19 protein-coding genes are annotated in these 17,709 nt (G+C 67.7%); 7 read left to right on the plus strand and 12 right to left on the minus strand.

From position 1 onward, the window contains the following. Window positions 1-43: 43 nt before the first annotated feature. The gene (locus IG04_RS0110520; RefSeq protein WP_036014262.1) at window positions 44-1,441 is read right to left on the minus strand and encodes a WS/DGAT/MGAT family O-acyltransferase; all 1,398 of its coding nucleotides are present in this window, start codon (window positions 1,439-1,441) and stop codon (window positions 44-46) included. Window positions 1,442-1,662: 221 nt separating this feature from the next. On the opposite strand from IG04_RS0110520, the gene IG04_RS0110525 reads away from it, so the two are divergent. Further along, on the plus strand, window positions 1,663-2,481 hold the full coding sequence (locus IG04_RS0110525) for an esterase/lipase family protein (protein WP_030476393.1): 819 nt from the start codon (window positions 1,663-1,665) through the stop codon (window positions 2,479-2,481). A gap of 84 nt (window positions 2,482-2,565) precedes the next feature. Here IG04_RS0110525 and IG04_RS0110530 read toward each other — a convergent pair whose 3' ends face one another. After that, complete coding sequence (locus IG04_RS0110530) at window positions 2,566-3,840, minus strand: hypothetical protein (protein ID WP_030476394.1); 1,275 nt, start codon at window positions 3,838-3,840, stop codon at window positions 2,566-2,568. Window positions 3,841-4,273: 433 nt separating this feature from the next. Further along, window positions 4,274-5,242 (minus strand): DUF2332 family protein, encoded by a 969-nt coding sequence (locus IG04_RS0110535; RefSeq protein ID WP_051769516.1) that lies wholly within the window; start codon window positions 5,240-5,242, stop codon window positions 4,274-4,276. 102 nt (window positions 5,243-5,344) lie between these two features. Between IG04_RS0110535 and IG04_RS0110540 the strand changes: the two genes are divergently transcribed. Further along, window positions 5,345-6,103 carry an enoyl-CoA hydratase/isomerase family protein gene (locus tag IG04_RS0110540; protein ID WP_030476396.1) on the plus strand — a complete coding sequence of 253 codons (759 nt, stop codon included), beginning with the start codon at window positions 5,345-5,347 and terminating at the stop codon, window positions 6,101-6,103. A gap of 4 nt (window positions 6,104-6,107) precedes the next feature. Here the strand turns inward: IG04_RS0110540 and IG04_RS0110545 are convergent, their stop codons facing one another. The 7 genes from IG04_RS0110545 to trxA form a co-directional block, all read right to left on the minus strand. Further along, complete coding sequence (locus IG04_RS0110545) at window positions 6,108-6,707, minus strand: MBL fold metallo-hydrolase (RefSeq protein ID WP_030476397.1); 600 nt, start codon at window positions 6,705-6,707, stop codon at window positions 6,108-6,110. After that, window positions 6,707-7,795 (minus strand): S-(hydroxymethyl)mycothiol dehydrogenase, encoded by a 1,089-nt coding sequence (locus IG04_RS0110550; protein ID WP_030476398.1) that lies wholly within the window; start codon window positions 7,793-7,795, stop codon window positions 6,707-6,709. Before IG04_RS0110550 ends, IG04_RS0110545 begins: the two co-directional genes overlap by 1 nt. 12 nt (window positions 7,796-7,807) lie before the next feature. Further along, on the minus strand, window positions 7,808-8,326 hold the full coding sequence (locus IG04_RS0110555; protein WP_030476399.1) for a VOC family protein: 519 nt from the start codon (window positions 8,324-8,326) through the stop codon (window positions 7,808-7,810). Window positions 8,327-8,415: 89 nt separating this feature from the next. After that, complete coding sequence (locus IG04_RS0110560) at window positions 8,416-8,685, minus strand: DUF4235 domain-containing protein (protein ID WP_030476400.1); 270 nt, start codon at window positions 8,683-8,685, stop codon at window positions 8,416-8,418. Then, window positions 8,682-9,002, minus strand: a complete 321-nt coding sequence (locus tag IG04_RS42475; protein WP_036014264.1) for a DUF3618 domain-containing protein — start codon at window positions 9,000-9,002, stop codon at window positions 8,682-8,684. The genes IG04_RS0110560 and IG04_RS42475 overlap by 4 nt, the downstream gene beginning before the upstream one ends. Further along, a complete protein-coding gene (locus IG04_RS0110570) occupies window positions 8,999-9,388 on the minus strand; it encodes a phage holin family protein (protein ID WP_030476402.1) in 390 nt (129 codons plus the stop codon). Before IG04_RS0110570 ends, IG04_RS42475 begins: the two co-directional genes overlap by 4 nt. A 33-nt stretch (window positions 9,389-9,421) precedes the next feature. Then, window positions 9,422-9,802, minus strand: a complete 381-nt coding sequence (gene trxA, locus IG04_RS0110575) for a thioredoxin (RefSeq protein ID WP_030476403.1) — start codon at window positions 9,800-9,802, stop codon at window positions 9,422-9,424. A gap of 134 nt (window positions 9,803-9,936) precedes the next feature. On the opposite strand from trxA, the gene IG04_RS0110580 reads away from it, so the two are divergent. Genes IG04_RS0110580 through IG04_RS0110595 form a run of 4 tightly spaced genes read left to right on the plus strand, consistent with a single transcriptional unit; the run spans window position 9,937 to window position 14,070 of the window. Then, window positions 9,937-10,839: an ABC transporter substrate-binding protein gene (locus IG04_RS0110580; RefSeq protein ID WP_030476404.1), complete on the plus strand. Its 903-nt coding sequence runs from the start codon at window positions 9,937-9,939 to the stop codon at window positions 10,837-10,839. Beyond that, window positions 10,829-11,659, plus strand: a complete 831-nt coding sequence (locus IG04_RS0110585) for an amino acid ABC transporter permease (RefSeq protein WP_030476405.1) — start codon at window positions 10,829-10,831, stop codon at window positions 11,657-11,659. The genes IG04_RS0110580 and IG04_RS0110585 overlap by 11 nt, the downstream gene beginning before the upstream one ends. After that, window positions 11,646-12,404, plus strand: coding sequence for an amino acid ABC transporter ATP-binding protein (locus IG04_RS0110590; protein WP_030476406.1), 759 nt, complete (start codon window positions 11,646-11,648; stop codon window positions 12,402-12,404). The genes IG04_RS0110585 and IG04_RS0110590 overlap by 14 nt, the downstream gene beginning before the upstream one ends. Before the next feature lies 1 nt (window position 12,405). Further along, entirely contained in the window at window positions 12,406-14,070 is a 1,665-nt protein-coding gene (locus IG04_RS0110595) for an aminotransferase class V-fold PLP-dependent enzyme (RefSeq protein ID WP_030476407.1), read from the plus strand. Here the strand turns inward: IG04_RS0110595 and IG04_RS48890 are convergent. Continuing rightward, window positions 14,048-14,107: a hypothetical protein gene (locus IG04_RS48890; protein ID WP_084401885.1), complete on the minus strand. Its 60-nt coding sequence runs from the start codon at window positions 14,105-14,107 to the stop codon at window positions 14,048-14,050. The two genes, IG04_RS0110595 and IG04_RS48890, sit on opposite strands and share 23 nt — an antisense overlap. Before the next feature lie 53 nt (window positions 14,108-14,160). Beyond that, window positions 14,161-14,976 (minus strand): helix-turn-helix domain-containing protein, encoded by an 816-nt coding sequence (locus IG04_RS0110600; protein WP_030476408.1) that lies wholly within the window; start codon window positions 14,974-14,976, stop codon window positions 14,161-14,163. 216 nt (window positions 14,977-15,192) lie between these two features. On the opposite strand from IG04_RS0110600, the gene IG04_RS0110605 reads away from it, so the two are divergent. After that, entirely contained in the window at window positions 15,193-17,676 is a 2,484-nt protein-coding gene (locus IG04_RS0110605) for a chitobiase/beta-hexosaminidase C-terminal domain-containing protein (protein WP_159460492.1), read from the plus strand. The last annotated feature ends 33 nt before the right edge of the window (window positions 17,677-17,709 follow it).

Here is a 17,709-nt window from a genome sequence, read left to right on the forward strand (position 1 = left end):
AGGCTCAGGTCGTGCGCGCCTGCCTGGACCGTCAGGTCGTGTCTCAGACCGTCCTCTCCGCCGCCTCGGCGGCCAGCGCCACCATCTCGTCGAAGCCCGCGCGGATGCCGTCCGCGAGCAGCTGGACGTCCGGCACGCCGTCGAAGTCGGCGTTGATGCCGAAGGTGAACCTGTCGAGGTAGGAGAAGATGCCGACGGTGATCCGGATCGTCGAGGCGATCGGCACGTACGGGAACATCTCGACCAGCGGGCGGCCGAGCATGTAGAGCGGGATGCGCGGGCCGGGCACGTTGGTGGTGACGGTTTGCAGGATCTGCTGCGGGAACCGCATCGCGGTCCGCGAACCCAGCGCCATCAGCGTCGGCGCGGCGAAGTTCGACAGGTTCGTGAGGACGTCGGCACCGGCGGCCTGGCGCGAGCTCTTCAGGTCGTCCATCTGCGCGCGGATCGACGCGAGGCGCTTCACCGGGTCGGCCTCGCCCACGGGCAGGTTCACGAGCACGGCGCTGACGCGGTTGTTCAGCTCGTTGTGCTGATCGGCCTTGCGCATCGACACCGGAACCATGGTCCGCACGACCATGCCCTCGGTCAGTTCGCCGCGCTTCTCCAGCAGATCCCGGAAACCACGCGTGATCGCCGCCAGGATGACGTCGTTGACGGTGCCACCCGCCGCGGTGCGGATCTGTTTGATCTCAGCCAGGTTCGCGCGCGCCCACACCCAGCGGCGGTGTGGCCCGATAGGACCGTTCAGGGACGTCGCCGCACGCGTGGCCAAACGCCGTGCCGTAGCAGGAAGAGAACCGAGAACGGACTTGCCGAAGTCCACGATCTCGCTGAAGGAACGCACGTTCCGCGCGACGGCGGGCAACGCGGACAGGTGCTGCACCGGCGTCACGATGGCGTCACGCACGCCGTCGACGACCAGGTCGAGCGTGGAGGGCTGCGGCTGCGGCTTCCACTCCTTCGGCTCCGGCAGCACACTCTCCTGCCTGAAGTCCAGGATGAGCTGCAGCATGTCCGAACCGGACACTCCGTCGATCATGCAGTGGTGGACCTTGGAGATGATCGCCCAGCGGCCGCCTTCGAGGCCCTCGACCAGCCAGGCCTCCCACATCGGCTTGGAGTCGTCGAGCTTCTGCGCGAAGATCCGGCCCGCGAGGTTGCGCAGCTGGTCCTCCCCGCCCGGCGACGGCACCGCGGTGTGGCGCACGTGGTAGAGGATGTTGAAGTGGTCGTCGTCGACCCAGACCGGACGCCCGACGTGGAACGGCAGCGCCTTCACCTTCTGCCGGTAGCGCGGAACCTGGTCCATGCGCGCCAGGAAGAGGCGGATCACGTCTCCGTAGGACGGGGCCGGCCCGTCGAAAACCAGGACGGAACCGACGTGCATGGGCACGTTCTCGTCCTCGATGAAGTAGAAGCTGGCGTCCAGAGAGCTCATCCGATCCACTCGAAAAAGAGTAGAGGAACCGAGCGTCTCAATCGACGTCCATGCAGGTGAGAGGCACTGCACAGCTGTGAGGTTGCCAACGTGTTACCTGTAGGTGGCGAATCGAGACTCGAAAGTACTGGCGAAAAGATCGTTCACGAAACATCATGGACTCACTGGGCAACGCTGCCCAGGGCGCCGGCTCGGGGTTGTCGACGTGTGGGGAGGCTCCTATGTCTGCCGTACCTTCGGACGAAGTCTTCGAAGTGCCTGCCGCTTCGCCCCTTCACCTCGTCAGAGGCTCCGCGCCCGGTTTGTTCTGGTACCTCACCGAGCCCACCCGCTGCGCGCTCGACGTCAGCGAGTTCGTGGCCACCCGCTCGATGTTGCGCGGCGCGCCGTCGGGTGACGGCCATCCGGTGCTCGTCTTTCCCGGCCTCGGAGCCGCCGACTCGTCCACGGTGATGCTGCGCCGTTTCCTGTCCGGTCTGGGCTATCAGGTGAACCCGTGGGGCCTGGGCCGCAACATCGGGCCCACGCGCAAGGCAGTGGACGGCATGCACGCCTTGGTGAAAAAGGTTTCCGACGCCCATGGCGGGCCGATCTCCATCGTCGGCTGGTCGCTGGGCGGGATCTTCGCGCGCGAGATGGCACGCGACCACCCGCACCGCGTCCGCCAGGTGATCACGATGGGTTCGCCGTACAACATGAGCGATCCCGTGCAGTCACGGGCGATGCCCGCTTTCGCGTTGTTCTCCCGGCTGCACATCCCGAAGGACGAGTTCCCGCCGCTGGAGTCGACGCGGCCGCCGATCCCGGTGCCCGCCACGTCGATCTACTCCAGGACGGACGGCATCGTCTCGTGGGAGTCGTGCGTCGAGGAACCGGGGCCGCGCAAGGAGAACGTCCAGGTGTCGTCCTCACACCTGGGATATGGCTTCAACTCGAGCGTGCTGTGGGTCGTCGCGGATCGGCTGGCACAGGCGGAGGGCACGTGGGCGCCCTTCGCCGCGCCACCGGGGATGGCCCGCCTCTACCCGCGCGCGGCCTAGAACCCTTTACCGCACCCGGAAAGCGGGTGGAATCGGCAACCCGATCCCACCCGCTCAGCGGATGATCGCCCTACCGGGCTTCGGTCAGTCGTCCTCCCCCTCGTTCAGGTCCGTGGCCATCGCGTCGGCGTCGCCGCCGTTGCCGCCGTGGCCGGTGTCGCCACCGTTGGTGCTGCTGTTGTTGGTCGCGTTGCCGGTGTCGCCTGTAGACGTGTCGCCGGAGTCGCCGGAATCGGTGCTGGTAAGGCAAATGGAGTGGGCGCACATCACCCATGCGGAGTTGTGGCCGGTGTTGCCGGAGTCGCCCGAGTCGCCGCTGTCGCCGGTCGTGGCGGTGTTGACACTGACGGCGTCGCCGCCCGCACCGGAAGATCCGCCGTTGCCGGCGGTGGCGGCAGCCGTGGCTTCGCTGTCACCGTGCGCGGCGTTCTCGTCGTCATCCCACTCGACTGCGGTGGAGGTTCCTGCTGCTGCGTCGGCGTCGCCACCGTTGCCGCCGTGGCCGGTGTCGCCACCGTTGGTGCTGCTGTTGTTGGCGGCGTTGCCGGTGTCGCCTGTGGACGTGTCGCCGGAGTCGCCGGAGTCCGTGCCGACCTCGCAGTCGGAGTGGACGCACATCACCCATGCGGAGTTGTGGCCCGTGTCGCCGGAGTCGCCCGAGTCGCCGCTGTCGCCGGAGGTGGCGGTGTTGCTGCTGACGGCGTCACCGCCGTCGCCGGAATCCCCGCCGTGCCCGGCCGTGGCAGAGGCCGTGGCCTCGTTGTCGCCGTGGTGCGTCGAGTCGCCGTGGTGCGTCGAGTCGCCGTGGTGCGTCGAGTCGTCGCCGTGGGTGGAGTCCTCGCTGTGGGCCGAGCTGTTGTCCTCGTCCCCGTGTTCGCCGTCCTCGTCCCAGATGGTCGCGACCGCGTTCTCCGCGTCGGCGTCGGCGTCGCCACCATTGCCGCCGTGGCCGGTGTCGCCACCGTTGGTGCTGCTGTTGTTGGCGGCGTTGCCGGTGTCGCCTGTGGACGTGTCACCGGAGTCGCCGGAGTCCGCGTCGGCCTCGCAGTGGGAGTGGACGCACATCACCCATGCGGAGTTGTGGCCGGTGTCGCCGGAATCTCCGGAGTCGCCGGAGTCGCCCGTCGTGGCGGTGTTGGCGCTGCCGGCATCGCCACCGTCGCCGGAATGCCCGCCGTGTCCGGCCGCGGCGTAGGCCGCGGCCTGATGACTGAACCACTCCCAGGCCATCTGATGTTCAGTGCCGCCCATCCCGAAGGGGTGGAACGCACTGGTGTTCGCGCTGGCGGTCGGCCCCGCCAGCACGAGGCCAGTGGCCACGGCTGCGGCCAGGAGGCCGGTTTTGACGTTCTTGCGCATGTTCTTCCTTCCTTGACGACAACTTCTCTCGAACGTGGACTCACGTCGGCGGCCGGAGGCGCTGCCGTGGGCCACGCCCATCCGAGGCGGACTGTCGTGGTGGATGCCCTGCCGTCTCGTTCCTCCACGGGCCGGAGTACGCCGGCATCCGGGCCGCGGGGTTGACGTTCGAGCTGGGGAACAGGACTTGCCGCCTACGTCGCGCCGGCGTTCCGGACCCAAGCACCTCCCTCAGCGGAACGCCCTCGTTGCGCCGTTTGGAGTAGCCGGAGTCGGCGGCGAAAAACCTGCCGGACGTCTGCTAGCTGATCGGGCGACATCCGGTGCGTCTGCGCCGATGCCGGCGGCCACCTGACGGGGGAAGCACACCTCGGACAGGGGATGCGCAAACGGATGACCCGTCACCGGCAGGTACCGGGGCCCCGCCACAGCGCTAGCTGTAGATGGTGACCGTCAGGCGGGGGTTGGAGCGAAAATCCGTCGACTCGTAGGCAACGCGCGCGAGTGGCATCGAGCCGGCCGCCGCGGTCAGCGTCGTCTCGATCTCGTTGCGCTCGTCCTCGGTCAGGTACGCCCAGAACGAGCTGTGCCAGATCACCGTGTACGTGCCGCGGTCGTCAGGTGGCACGAGGTTCTCCCGCAGCCACCGCCCGGCGGGGGAGCGCGCGACCTTCACGCCGACCTTGGTGGCGAGCTCGACGGCGTCGTCGAGGTCCCACCGCAGCGCGTCGTGCTCCGGCGGGATGAACGAGTGCAGGATCATCGCGTGCTTGGGGTCGGCGGGGTCGCGCGGCTGCAGGTCGCAGCCGGCCCTGCCGACGATCTCGAGGTTCGGCGGCTGCGGCCCGACGGCGGCCAGGCGCACCGGCGAGTCCTTGTCGCCCCATTCCCAGCCGAGGCCGAACCAGCGGTAGTGGTCGAGGATCAGGTTGAGTCCCGCGCAGGCGCCGAGTTCGAGCAGCCGGACCTTCGGTGCGCCGATCATCGTGAGGCCCCGCAGCAGGAACGCGGCCGTCTTCGGCTGGTGCTGCTGCACCGTCCGGTCGAGCGCCGCGAGGATCTCGCCCGCGTTCTCCACGATCGCGCGTCGTGCCGCCAGCCATGCCAGCAGCGCCGTCGAGTCGGACTCGCCGGCCATCGCGGCCGCGTGTGCGCTGGCGAACCGCTGGCTGAGCTCCGGGGCCTTCCCCGACAGCATCAGCAGCCGCACGCCCGCGAGCGCCTGGACGCCGAACAACGGGCTGTGCACGGCGCTGTGCGAACACAGCAGGTCCGCCACCGGCCCGCCCTTGTCGAGTTCGCTGGCGAGTTCGGAGAGGATGCGCGCGGACACCGGCGCGCTGGTGCGCAACCGCACCGAGAGCGTGCGCAGCGTGGAAGCACCGATGGCAGCCGCCGTCACGTTTCCTCCCCTCTTCGGCACCGGACTTTACAAGGAGGTGAACGCATTGCTACCCATCCGATACCGCGCGTGCCGCAGGAGGCGGTGGGTATCGTGCGGCGGGTGAGCGAGTTCCTGGAGCTGTCCGCGGCCGGTCCGGTCGCCACGTTGACGATCAACCGCCCGGCCAAGCGCAACGCGATGTCGTACGACATGTGGTCCGCGCTCCCAGGACTCCTGGCTCAGGTTTCCGCAGATGAGGACGTGCGGGTGCTCGTGATCCGGGGCGGGGATCACTTCTCCGCCGGTGCCGACATCGCCGAGTTCTCGACGCTGCGCCGGGGTGCCGAGGGCGCTGCCCATTACGGCGAAGCTGTCCACAACGGTGAACGTGCGATCGCACAACTGGACAAACCGACGATCGCCGCGGTCTCCGGGTTCTGCGTCGGCGGCGGCTGTGAGATCGCCCTCGCCTGCGACATCCGGGTGGCGGCCGCGGACGCCCGCTTCGGCATCACCCCGGCGAAACTCGGCATCGTCTACAACTTCACCTCCACCAAGGCGCTGGTGGACGCGGTGGGGCCGGCGTGGGCGAAGCAGATCCTGTTCTCGGCCGACCTGATCGATGCCGCGACGGCCCTGCGGATCGGCCTCGTGAACGAGGTCGTCGAGTCGCTGGACGCCCGCGTGAAGGAGCTTTCCGAGCAGATCGCGGGCCGCGCGCAGGTCTCCGTGCGGGGCGCCAAGAAGATCATCAACTCGATCACGGACGGCGGCCGCGAGGACGACTTCGTGCGCGCGCTGTACGCGGAGGCCGCCTCCAGCGCCGACTACGCCGAGGGCGTGACGGCGTTCCTGGAGAAGCGGCCTCCGCGGTTTTGACGTCCTAGAACACCTCGGCGGCGATCGTGGTGTCGGCGCCGTGGCCCGTGTGCACCACCGTGTCCCCAGGCAGCGTCAGCAGTTTCGCCCGGATCGATGCCTCGATCGTCGGCCGGTCCGAGAACGACCGGCCCGTCGCACCCGGCCCGCCCTGGAACAGCGTGTCGCCGGTGAACACCGCGCCCAGTGACGGCACGTAGAAGCACACGGCGCCAGGGGAGTGCCCTGGCGTGTGCAGCACGTGGATCTCCTCGCCGGCGACGGTGAGCACCTGGCCGTCTTCCAGCGACTGGTGCGGGATCACGCCGGTGTGCGTCAGGTTCCACACCACGTGGTCGGCCTGGTGCAACGCCATCGGCGCGCCCGTCGCGTGGGCCAGGTCCGGTGCTACGCGGACGTGGTCGTCGTGCGCGTGGGTCAGGAGGATCGCCACGACACGACGGCCGTCGACGGCCTTCAGGATCGCGTCCACGTCGTGCGGCGCGTCGATGACGACGCACTCCGAGGAGTCGCCGACGACCCAGACGTTGTTGTCGACGTCGAAGGTCTCGCCGTCCAGCGAGAAGGTGCCGGAGGTGACCGTGTGGTCTACGCGCAGCGGCATCAGAACACCACCACCGATCGCAGCACTTCGCCGTGGTGCATCTTCTCGAACGCGCCCTCGACGCCGTCCAGCGGGATCTCCTCGCTGACGAACGCGTCCAGGTCGAAGCGGCCCTGCTGGTACAGGTCCACGAGCATCGGGAAGTCGCGCGTCGGCAGGCAGTCGCCGTACCACGAGGACTTGAGCGAGCCGCCGCGCGAGAAGAAGTCGATCAGCGGCATGTCGAGCCGCATGTCCGGCGTCGGAACACCCACCAGGACAACGGTTCCGGCGAGGTCGCGGGCGTAGAACGCCTGCTTCCACGTCTCCGGGCGGCCGACCGCGTCGATCACGACGTCCGCGCCGAACGAGTCCGTCAGGTCCTGGATCGCCGTGACGACGTCGTCGACCTCGCGGGCGTTGATGGTGTGCGTGGCGCCGAAACCCTTGGCCCACTCCAGCTTCCGCGGGTCCGTGTCGACGGCGATGATCTTCGCGGCACCGGCGAGGCGGGCGCCCGCGATGGCGCCGTCACCGACACCGCCGCAGCCGATCACGGCCACCGAGTCGCCGCGGCCGACGCCACCGGTGTTCATCGCGGCACCGACGCCGGCCATGACACCGCAGCCCAGCAGACCCACGGCCGCGGCACGGGCGGACGGGTCGACCTTCGTGCACTGTCCGGAGTGGACGAGCGTCTTCTCTGCGAACGCGCCGATGCCCAGCGCGGGCGAGAGCTTGGTGCCGTCCACCAAAGTCATCGGCTGCGACGCGTTGAACGTCGAGAAGCAGTACCAGGGCTTGCCTCGGCGGCACGCGCGGCACGTGCCGCAGACCGCGCGCCAGTTCAGCACGACGAAGTCGCCGGGCTCCAGGTCCGTGACGCCGGAACCGACCGACTCCACGACACCCGCGGCCTCGTGACCCAGCAGGAACGGGAAGTCGTCGTTGATGCCGCCCTCGCGGTAGTGCAGGTCGGTGTGGCAGACACCGCACGCCTGGATCTTCACCACTGCCTCGCCGGGACCGGGATCGGGGACCAGCACCGAGGTCAGCTCGACCGGTTGTCCCTTGCCCCGGGCGACGATGCCCTTGACCTCTTGCGCCACTGCGACTCCGTCCTAGTTGATCAGTGTCGTGCCTTCGAACTCGCCGAGTTCTTCCCGGTAGAACTCAATCCCTACACCGTTGGGGTCGCGGATGTACAGGCTGTCCTCGACGCCGCGGTCGGGGCCCAGGTACTCCATCCCGGCCTCGTCCAGCTTGGACCGAATCTCGTCGAACCGCTCGGGGGAGGTCGAGAGGGCCAGGTGCTGAACGGCACCGATCGTCTCGGAGAACGCCGGGTGGTCGTGGCCCGGGAAGTCGAAGAACCCCAGCAGGTTCTTCGCGCCGAGGTCGAAGAAGAAGTGGCTGGAGCCGTTGTAGTCGCGGTTCTCCACGAGCTCGACCAGCGGGAAGCCGAGGAACTCCTGGTAGAACCGGATGGTCTCCTCGACGTCCTTGCAGATCAACGCGATGTGGTGAACTCCGCGCGTCGGCGACCCGCCTCGCTCGGCGAGTGGCTTCACGTACTGCTCGCGCAGCTCGTCGCGCTTGGCGCGGATGGCGGCGAGCTCTTCACCCTCTGGCTGTGGCATGGGGTCAGAGTAGTTGAGGATTCAAACGTTCGCAGGTACGGACGCCGATGCCCGGCCCGCGTACGGGCCGGGCGTCCGGATCGGCTCTGTCAGTCTTCCTCGTCGCCGGGCCATTCACCGGTGAGCTTCTGGAAGCCCTTGGCGCCACCGCGGTCGATGGCGGCCTTGACCAGGCCGAAGATGGCGCCCTGGATGGCCGCGGCCATCAGTACCTCGGTCCAGGCGCGGTTGCGCATGGTGGCGCTGGGCGCTTCCTTGTCGCCCGCCACGAGCTTCCAGATCTGACCGAAGATCGCGGTCGCGAGGAAGCCTCCGAGCGCACCGAACAGCATTCCCAGCGGGCGGTACAGGAGCTTCATCGGTTCCTCCTCGAGATCGCCCAGATCGCGACGATCAGTGCGATCAGCGCGGCCGCGAGGGCACCGGGATGCCGGCGCGCCTTCTCGACCTGCTCGGCGACGGGCTCGGGCAGCGAGCCGATCGCCTGGTCGGTCGCGGCGGTCATCTTCGCGGCCGTCTCGTGTGCCTGTTCCCTGACCCGCCCGGCCGTCTCGTGCGCCTGCTCCTTCACGCGCCCGGGCACGTCTGTCTTGTGCGCCAACGCTTCCACCGTCTCGCCCAGCTCACGCCGCGTGCGTTCGACATCGCGCTGCAGCTGGTCCTTGGGTTCGGTCATCGGTGCGCACTCTCCTTGATCGTCGCGACGTCCCGCTGGACGTTGTCCATCGCCTGCCTCGGTACCGGCGGAGTGGCCTGCTTGACCTGGCCCTTGCCCACGAGCGCGAAGATGCCCGCGAACAGCAGAAGGGCGGCCGCGACGATCAACGCGGCCGCCCACGGCGGTACTACGAGTGCCAGCAGCAGGATCAGGCCCGCGACGACGCTGAGCCCGCCCCACCACGCGAACACGCCGGCCGCGCCGAACATCCCGGCGCCGACACCGGCGTGCTTGCCCTTGTCCTTCAGCTCCGCGACGGCGAGACGGATCTCATCGCGCGCGAGCCTGCTCACCTGCTCGGACAGCTGGTGCACCAGCTGTGCGGTCGACGTGTCGGTGTTCATGCACGTCAGGTACCCACAGGTGTGGTGGACCAATCAGCTCTGCTGTGCCTGGGCCTCCGCGACCTTCGCGTGGACCTCTTCCATGTTCACCTCGCGCGCCTGCTGGATCAGGTCGTTCAGCGCGGGGGCGGGCAGCGCGCCCGGCTGCGAGAACAGCACCACACCTTCGCGCACGATCATCAACGTCGGGATCGACCGGATGCCGAACGTGGCCGCGAGCTCCTGCTGCGCCTCCGTGTCGACCTTGCCGAACACGATGTCCTCGTTCTTGTCCGACGCGGCCTCGTAGGTCGGTCCGAACGCGCGGCACGGACCGCACCACTCGGCCCAGAAGTCGACCAGGACGATGCCGGAGCCGTCGGAGTCACCGACCACCTCGTCGAAGTTCTCCTTGGTCAGCTCGACCGTCGCCATGTTGGTCCTCCTCGTTCGCTGGGGTCACCCCGCCCAACGGAGCAGACCCCGATGGAATTCCCCGCGTGCCCCCGGTCACGCTGGATTTCAACTTTTTGTGGACGTCTTCAACTCGACGTTGTACGGTCCCCGCCATGAAGCCGCGCCTGCTCGTGACCTCGTTGCTCGTACTGGGGCTCGCTGCCTGCGGGTCCACGCCTGAGTCCACTCAGACGTCCACTCCGCCGTCGTCCGACCTGTCCTCGGTCAAGAAGGACGACGCGCTCGCCGCGCTGCTGCCGCCCGAGATCGCCTCGGCCGGCACGTTGAAGGTCGGGTCGAACATCCAGAACCCGCCGAACAACTTCTACGACCAGGACGGCAAGACCCCGATGGGGTCCGAGGTCGACCTGATCAAGGCGATCGCCGCCAAGCTGGGGCTCAAGGCCGAGCACAGCGACATGGCCTTCAGCTCGCTGATCACGAGCCTCGAGACCGGGCGCGTCGACGTGACGATGGCCGCGATGAACGACACCGCCGAGCGCCAGCAGAAGATCGACTTCGTCGACTACTTCACCTCCGGCATCACGATCATGGTGCAGAAGGGCAACCCGCAGGGCGTCAAGTCGGTCGACGACCTGTGCGGCAAGGGCATCGCGGTGAACCTGGGCAGCTCGCAGGAGCAGTTCGGCAAGGAGCAGAGCCAGAAGTGCCTGGCCGCGGGCAAGCCGGAGGTCACGCTCAGCGTCACCGACAGCGACACCGGCAACCAGAACCAGCTGCGCACCGGCCGCGTCGCCGCGATCCTCAACGACCTGCCGACCGCCGTCTACGTCGCGAAGACCGCCGGTGACGGCAAGTACTTCGAGGTCGTGCCGCTCGCGCCGATCAACGGCGGCCCGTACGGCATCGGCGTCGCGAAGAAGAACGCCAAGCTGTCCGAGGCGATCAAGGGCGCGCTGCAGTCGCTGATCGACGACGGCACCTACGACAAGATCGTTACCACCTGGGACATCAAGCAGGGTGCGATCACGAAGGCCACCATCAATGGCAAGTGACACCGCCGTGAACGACGTCCGCGAGGAACTGGTCGTCGTGCCGCTGCGCCACCCCTGGCGGTGGTTCAGCGGCGCGGTGATCCTGCTGGTCATCGCGGGTCTGGGCTGGTCGATGTCCGAGGCCCAGATCCAGTGGGAGCACGTGCCGGGGTTCTTCACGCACCCCGTGATGCTCGAAGGCCTGCTCAACACCATCGTGCTCGCCGTCGCCGCGCAGGGCGGCGCGATCGTCCTCGGCGTGGTCGTCGCGCTGATGAGGCTGTCGGCGAACCCCGTCGCGCGGTGGTTCGCGGTCGGCTACATCTGGCTGTTCCGCGGCCTGCCGGTGCTGCTGCAGATCCTGATCTGGTTCAACCTCGCGCTGGTGTTCCAGGAGATCAGCATCCCGATGCTGTTCTCGGTGCCCACCAACGTGGTCATGACCGCGTTCGTCGCGGCGCTGCTGGGACTCGGTCTGAACGAGAGCGCCTACATGGCCGAGATCGTCCGCGCCGGTCTGAGCAGTGTCGACGAGGGGCAGACCGAGGCGGCCAAGTCGATCGGCATGACGCCGTTGACGACGCTGCGCCGAGTCGTGCTGCCGCAGGCGATGCGTGTGATCATCCCGCCGACGGGCAACAACTTCATCAACATGATCAAGGGCACCTCGATGGCGTCGGTGATCGCCTTCCTGGAGCTCATCCACGCCGCGAACAACATCTCGTCGCGCAACCTGGAGATCATGGAAACCCTGTTCGCCGCCGCGGCCTGGTACCTCGTGATGGTGTCCGTCGCGTCGATCGGGCAGCACTACCTGGAGCGTGCTTATGGCCCTCGTTGAGGCGATTGGGGTCCGCAAGTCGTTCGGCCACACCGAGGTCCTCAAGGGCATCGACATGGAGGTCGAGCGCGGCGAGGTCGTGTGCCTGCTCGGTCCGTCCGGTGCCGGCAAGTCGACGTTCCTGCGCTGCGTGAACCACCTGGAGACCATCGACGCCGGCAGCATCTGGGTCGACGGCGTGCCCGTCGGCTTCCGTGCCGCGGGCGGCAAGCTGTACGAACTGCGCGAACGCGACGCCGCCCACCAGCGGCGCGACGTCGGCATGGTGTTCCAGCGGTTCAACCTGTTCCCGCACCGCACGGCGCTGGAGAACATCATGGAGGGCCCGGTCCAGGTCCTCGGGCGCGGCCGGGCCGAGGTGCGCGCGGAGGCGCTGACGTTGCTGGAACGAGTGGGGCTCACCGAGAAGGCGTCGGCCTACCCCGGGCAGCTCTCCGGTGGTCAGCAGCAGCGTGTTGCGATCGCGCGCGCTCTGGCGATGAAGCCCAAGCTGATGCTGTTCGACGAGCCCACGTCCGCGTTGGACCCGGAGCTGGTCGGCGAGGTGCTCGACGTGATGACCTCGCTGGCCCGCGACGGCATGACGATGATCGTGGTCACCCACGAGATCGGCTTCGCCCGCTCGGTCGCCGACCGCGTGGTGTTCCTCGTCGACGGCGCGGTGGTGGAGTCCGGCACACCGTCCGACGTGCTGGACAATCCGCAGCAGCCGCGCACGCAACAGTTCCTCGCAAAGGTGCTCTGACTTGATCGACGCCTCGTACCTCGCCCAGTTCCGCGAACCGGAGGGGTATCTCGACTTCGCCCGCTTCGGCCCGCCTTCCCTGCCGGTGGTCACGGCCACCGCGCGGTTGATGGAACAGGCCTCGCTCGCCGGTCCATCCACTGTGGACACCCTGATGCGCGAGGAACAACGGGTGAAGGCCGCCGTCGCGCGGCTCTGCCGTTCGGACACCGACCATGTGGCTTTGGTGCCGAACACCTCGATCGGCCTGTTCCAGGCGGCCTTCGGGCTGTCGGGCTCGGTCATGTACTCGGCGGCGGAGTTCCCGTCCAACACCTACCCGTGGGTGCGGGCGGGCCTCCCTTCTGTTCTCTTGGACGGCCCGGTGCACCCAGCGGCTGTGGCAACCCACCTGACCGGTGACGTATCGGCCCTGTCGGTGTCCGCTGTGGACTTCCGCACCGGCTACCGCGCGGACCTGGCGGCGTTGCGCGAGGTCGTCGGCGACCGCCTGCTGGTCGTGGACGGCATCCAGGGCTTCGGCGTGGTCGACGAACCGTGGGAACTCGCCGACGTTCTCGTGGTCGGCGGCCAGAAGTGGTTGCGCGCCGGGTGGAGCACCGGTTTCGTCGTCCTGTCGGACCGCGCCCTGGAACGCCTTTCGCCGGTGCTGTCGGGCTGGACGGGTGCGGTGGACGCCGGCCTGTTCGACGACTCGGTCCACGACGCCGCCCCGGACGCCGCCTCCTGGAGCATCACCAACCTCTCGCCGGTCGTGTCGGGCGCCTTCGCGGAGGCGCTGGAACTGGTGGAGCTGGCCGGAGTCGCCGCGCTGGACTCGGCGGTGGGCGAGATCGTCGCCGAGGTAGAGGAGATCGTGCTGTCGAGCGGCGGCAAGATCGTCTCCGCGCGCGAACGCCGGGCCGGCATCCTGGCGTTCACCATGCCCGAGGCCGCCTCGGTCGTCGGAGAAGCGTTGAACGCCTTCGGGATCACCGCCACGGTCCGCCCGGAGCACGTCCGCCTGTCACCGCACGCCACCACGTCGCGGGGGACGTTGGAACGCCTGCGCGCAGCCCTGAAGTCGTTGTCCGGCACAGCTTCCTCGCCGATCCCGGCCGCACTGTCGGCGCTGGTACCGACCATCGACAGCCTCGCCTCCGCACTGGGCCAGGACACCGAGGTCGTCGTGCACGACCTGACCAGGCTGCCGAACTCGATCATCGCGATCGCCGGTTCACTCACCGGCCGTCAGGTGGGCGGCCCGATGACGGACCTGTTGCTGGGCCTGGTGAGGCGCGGCACGACCACCGACATGCCCGGCTACGAGACGTATGCGCCGGACGGGCGGGCGATCTGGTCGTCGACGACATTCGTGCGCGACGCGGCGGGTGTCGCCGTGGGTTGCTTGTGCGTCAACAAGCTTGCCGCGCACGAGGCTTCCGGTCCGGTGGAGTCGTTTCCACAGGACGTGGACACGCTGCAGCGCGTGCTCGTGGAGAAGGCGATCGCCGACGTGGGCGTGCCGGTCGAGCTGATGAAGAAGGTGCACAAGTCGCAGGTCGTCCGAGTGCTGGACGAGGCCGGGTTCTTCCTCATCCGCGACTCGGTCGACCACCTGGCGGGTGTCCTGGAGGTCACCCGGTACACGATCTACAACTACCTCAACGAGAACCGAGGGACCTGAGCAGGTCCTGCCAGGCGGGGGACGAGAACGCGAGCACGCCGCCGCTCGCGTTCTTCGAGTCCCGGCGCGTCTAGCCGAGAGGAGTCGGACTCATCCCACTCCGATCGGTTCGGTGAGGTACTGCGTCAGCCGGTGGCGCGTCTGCTCATGGTCCAGGGCGACCCTGGCCAGTTGCTTGAAGTGCTGTCGCGCCCTGGCGATCGCGCCGAGGTCCTGGACGAACACGCGCGCGAACTCCGACTCGCTGTATGCGACCGGGTTCGCCTTCTCGTACTCCCACAGTATGAAGCCGGCCGACAGCACGGGGATGTCCGCGGGCACGAGCCGGATCAGGTGTGCCTTGGAGTGCAGCCGCCTGTACTGGGCCTGCATGACCTCGTCGTCGCCCATCGGCTGCTGCAGCGCTAGCTCATGGATGAAGAACACGCAATCCGGCCGGTCGTGTCGCCGCAGCAACGCTTGACGGTCGGTTCGGCACTGCACGAGTTCAGGAATTCGCTCCTCCGAGACGGTTCCGTGCGCGTGGTACACAGCCTCTGCGTATTCCGGGATCTGGAACATGCCCGGCACGATCATCGTGTCGTAGTTGGTGAGGCGCCTCGCCGTCGACTCGGCCATGCCGACGGTCCGCAGATTGCCGGGCATCTGAACGAAGTACTCGTCGAAGGCCCGCTCGTAGCGCCGTTTGAAGTCGTTCAGGAAGTCGATGTCCTTGCCGCACATGGACAGGAACTGGATGAGGTCGACTTCGCTGGCGCGTGCCTTGCCGTGCTCGATGGTCGAGATCTTGCTCGGGTCCCAGCCCAGCTTCACGGCAAGCTTGTTGCCGCTCAGGCCCGTGCAGGTCTCGCGCAGGCTGCGGAGCTCGTCACCCAGGTCCCTGCTGTACGCGGTGGAGGGAGTCATAGGCCGACGTTATGGCTTGTATTCAATCCAAGCATCTGCTCGTTCGGGTGAAAACGATAAGCGTGCTCCGTTCGGGTCTCGCTGGAGCCGGGTACCTTTCCTGAAACTTTCCCCTTCCCTCCTCGTCATCTCACCTTTACCGTTCCAGGTGTGAGAGCGCTCTCAAGGATGAGATGGCGGCGCGGACTGGCCGCCGTAGCGATTGCCCTGTCGTCATTGGCGACGGTCGAGGCCGCCTACGCGGCCGACGACTACACGCAGAACGTGACCGCGATCGACGCGACTCAAGCCCGGATCAACTTCACGCCGACGACCCCTGCTGTCTACGTCGACGTGCACTACCTGATCTCCGGCCAAGGTCAGCAGAACTTCCGGATGACCAACAACGCCGGGACCTGGCAGAAGACCGTCGGGTCGCTGTCGGCCGGCACGGTGATCGATTATTGGTTCACCTACGAGAAGTCCGGGCCGCAGTACGACACTCCGCACTTCAGCTACACGCACAACAGCGCGCCGCAACCGGTCGCGACGCCTACGTTCAGCCCACCTGGCGGTACGTACTCGACGGCCCAGACGGTGACGATCTCCACGGCCACCTCGGGTGCGACGATCCGCTACACGATCGACGGGTCGACGCCGACCAGCAGTTCGCCGGTCTACAGTGGCCCGATCTCGGTGCCTGGCAACAGGACCATCAACGCGATCGGTATCAGGTCGGGGCAGGCGAACTCGTCTGTCGGCAGCGCGTCGTACGTGATCGGCACGCCGGTCGCGACGCCGACGTTCAGTCCGCCGGGTGGTGCCTACGCGTCCGCGCAGACGGTGACGATCTCGACGGCGACCTCCGGATCGACGATCCGGTACACAGTGGACGGGTCGACGCCCACGGCGAGTTCGCCGGTCTACAGCGGGCCGATCTCCGTGCCCAGCAACAGGACGATCAGTGCGATCGGGATCAAGTCCGGTCTCGCGAACTCGGCTGTGGCCAGCGCGACGTACACGATCGGTACGCAGCAAGGGTGTGTGCAGTCCGACAACCCGAACTTCGGGCCGAACACGCGCATCTTCGACCCGGGCATGTCCGCCACGAGCATCCAGGCGCAGCTCGACACGGACTTCAACAACCAGAAGGACACGATCACCGCGCAGATGGCGCCCCGCCGGGTCGCGCACCTGTTCAAGCCGGGTACCTACAACGGCATCCACGACGACGTCGGCTACTACACGTCCGTCTCCGGCCTCGGCCGCAACCCCGGTGACGTGCTGATCAATGGCGACATCACCGTGGACGCGTTCAACGAGTCCGACAAGGGCGTGGCGCTGCAGAACTTCTGGCGCTCCGCCGAGAACATGGCGGTCAACCCCAGCAGCGGCACCAACCGCTGGGCCGTCGCGCAGGCGGCGCCGTTCCGGCGCATGGACGTCCGCGGCAACCTGGCGCTGTACCCGGCTTCGTACGGGTTCGCGTCCGGTGGCTACACGGCCGACACCCGCGTGTCCGGCCAGACGGCGTCGGTCTCGCAGCAGCAGTGGTACACGCGCGATTCCAACTACGGCAGCTGGAACGGCGGCGTGTGGAACATGGTGTTCTCCGGAACGCCGGGCGCACCCGCGACCACGTTCCCGAACCCGCCGTCGACGAACCTCGCGACGACGCCGATCTCGCGCGACGTGCCCTACCTCTACCTCGACGGCAACCAGTACAGGGTGTTCCTGCCTTCGCTGCGCACCAACGCTTCCGGTGCGTCGTGGATCAACGGCGGCACGCCCGGCACCTCGTTGCCGATGAGCCAGTTCTACGTCGTGAAGTCCGGCGACACCGCCGCGACGATCAACGCGGCGCTGGGCCAGGGCTGCAACCTGTTCTTCACGCCCGGCATCTACAACGTCAACCAGACGATCAACATCACGCGGCCCAACACCGTCGTGCTGGGCATCGGCTACGCGACGATCGTGCCGCAGAACGGCGTCACCGCGATGCAGGTCGCGGACGTCGACGGCGTGCGGATCAAGGGCATCCTGTTCGACGCGGGCACGACCCTGTCGAACTCGCTGCTGACCGTCGGCCCGGCGGGTTCGTCGGCGTCGCACGCGTCCAACCCGACCACCCTGCAGGACGTGTTCTTCCGCGTCGGCGGGGCGATCGCGGGCAAGGCGACCAACAGTCTCGTGGTCAACAGCAACAACACGATCATCGACCACAGCTGGATCTGGCGCGCCGACCACGGCAACGCCGGCACCTGGGGCTGGGACGAGGCGATCGGTGACACCGGCCTGGTGGTGAACGGCAACGACGTGCTGGCCACCGGCCTGTTCGTCGAGCACTACCAGAAGTACCAGACCATCTGGAACGGCGAGCGCGGGCGGACCATCTTCTACCAGAACGAGATGCCGTACGACGTGCCGAACCAGGCGATCTGGAACAGGCCGAACGGGCAGGCCGGATACGCGGCCTACAAGGTCGGCGACAACGTCACCACGCACGAGGCGTGGGGGCTCGGCAGCTACTGCTTCTTCAACGTCAACCCGTCCGTGCGGGCCGAGAACGCGTTCGAGGTGCCCAACCGGCCCGGTGTGAGGATGCACAACCTGCTGACCGTGTCGCTCAACTACCAGGGCACGATCACCCACGTGATCAACAACGTGGGGGCGGTGACGCCACCTGGCACCGTGCCGGTGAACGTCGTCAACTACCCGTAGTAGTACTGCTCTGAAGTGCGGCCCGTCACCTCC

The organism is Lentzea albidocapillata (genome assembly GCF_000719115.1).
GTDB lineage: Bacteria > Actinomycetota > Actinomycetes > Mycobacteriales > Pseudonocardiaceae > Lentzea > Lentzea albidocapillata.

Excerpts from the sequence above, each read along its gene's own strand:
- IG04_RS0110560 (WP_030476400.1), bottom strand. The coding sequence starts at position 8,685 with ATGAAGCTCCTGTACCGCCCGCTGGGAATGCTGTTCGGTGCGCTCGGA.
- IG04_RS0110580 (WP_030476404.1), top strand. The coding sequence starts at position 9,937 with ATGAAGCCGCGCCTGCTCGTGACCTCGTTGCTCGTACTGGGGCTCGCT.
- IG04_RS0110520 (WP_036014262.1), bottom strand. The coding sequence starts at position 1,441 with ATGAGCTCTCTGGACGCCAGCTTCTACTTCATCGAGGACGAGAACGTG.
- IG04_RS42475 (WP_036014264.1), bottom strand. The coding sequence starts at position 9,002 with ATGACCGAACCCAAGGACCAGCTGCAGCGCGATGTCGAACGCACGCGG.
- IG04_RS0110525 (WP_030476393.1), top strand. The coding sequence starts at position 1,663 with ATGTCTGCCGTACCTTCGGACGAAGTCTTCGAAGTGCCTGCCGCTTCG.
- trxA (WP_030476403.1), bottom strand. The coding sequence starts at position 9,802 with ATGGCGACGGTCGAGCTGACCAAGGAGAACTTCGACGAGGTGGTCGGT.
- IG04_RS0110590 (WP_030476406.1), top strand. The coding sequence starts at position 11,646 with ATGGCCCTCGTTGAGGCGATTGGGGTCCGCAAGTCGTTCGGCCACACC.
- IG04_RS0110600 (WP_030476408.1), bottom strand. The coding sequence starts at position 14,976 with ATGACTCCCTCCACCGCGTACAGCAGGGACCTGGGTGACGAGCTCCGC.
- IG04_RS0110555 (WP_030476399.1), bottom strand. The coding sequence starts at position 8,326 with ATGCCACAGCCAGAGGGTGAAGAGCTCGCCGCCATCCGCGCCAAGCGC.
- IG04_RS0110585 (WP_030476405.1), top strand. The coding sequence starts at position 10,829 with ATGGCAAGTGACACCGCCGTGAACGACGTCCGCGAGGAACTGGTCGTC.
- IG04_RS0110545 (WP_030476397.1), bottom strand. The coding sequence starts at position 6,707 with ATGCCGCTGCGCGTAGACCACACGGTCACCTCCGGCACCTTCTCGCTG.
- IG04_RS0110570 (WP_030476402.1), bottom strand. The coding sequence starts at position 9,388 with ATGAACACCGACACGTCGACCGCACAGCTGGTGCACCAGCTGTCCGAG.
- IG04_RS0110530 (WP_030476394.1), bottom strand. The coding sequence starts at position 3,840 with ATGCGCAAGAACGTCAAAACCGGCCTCCTGGCCGCAGCCGTGGCCACT.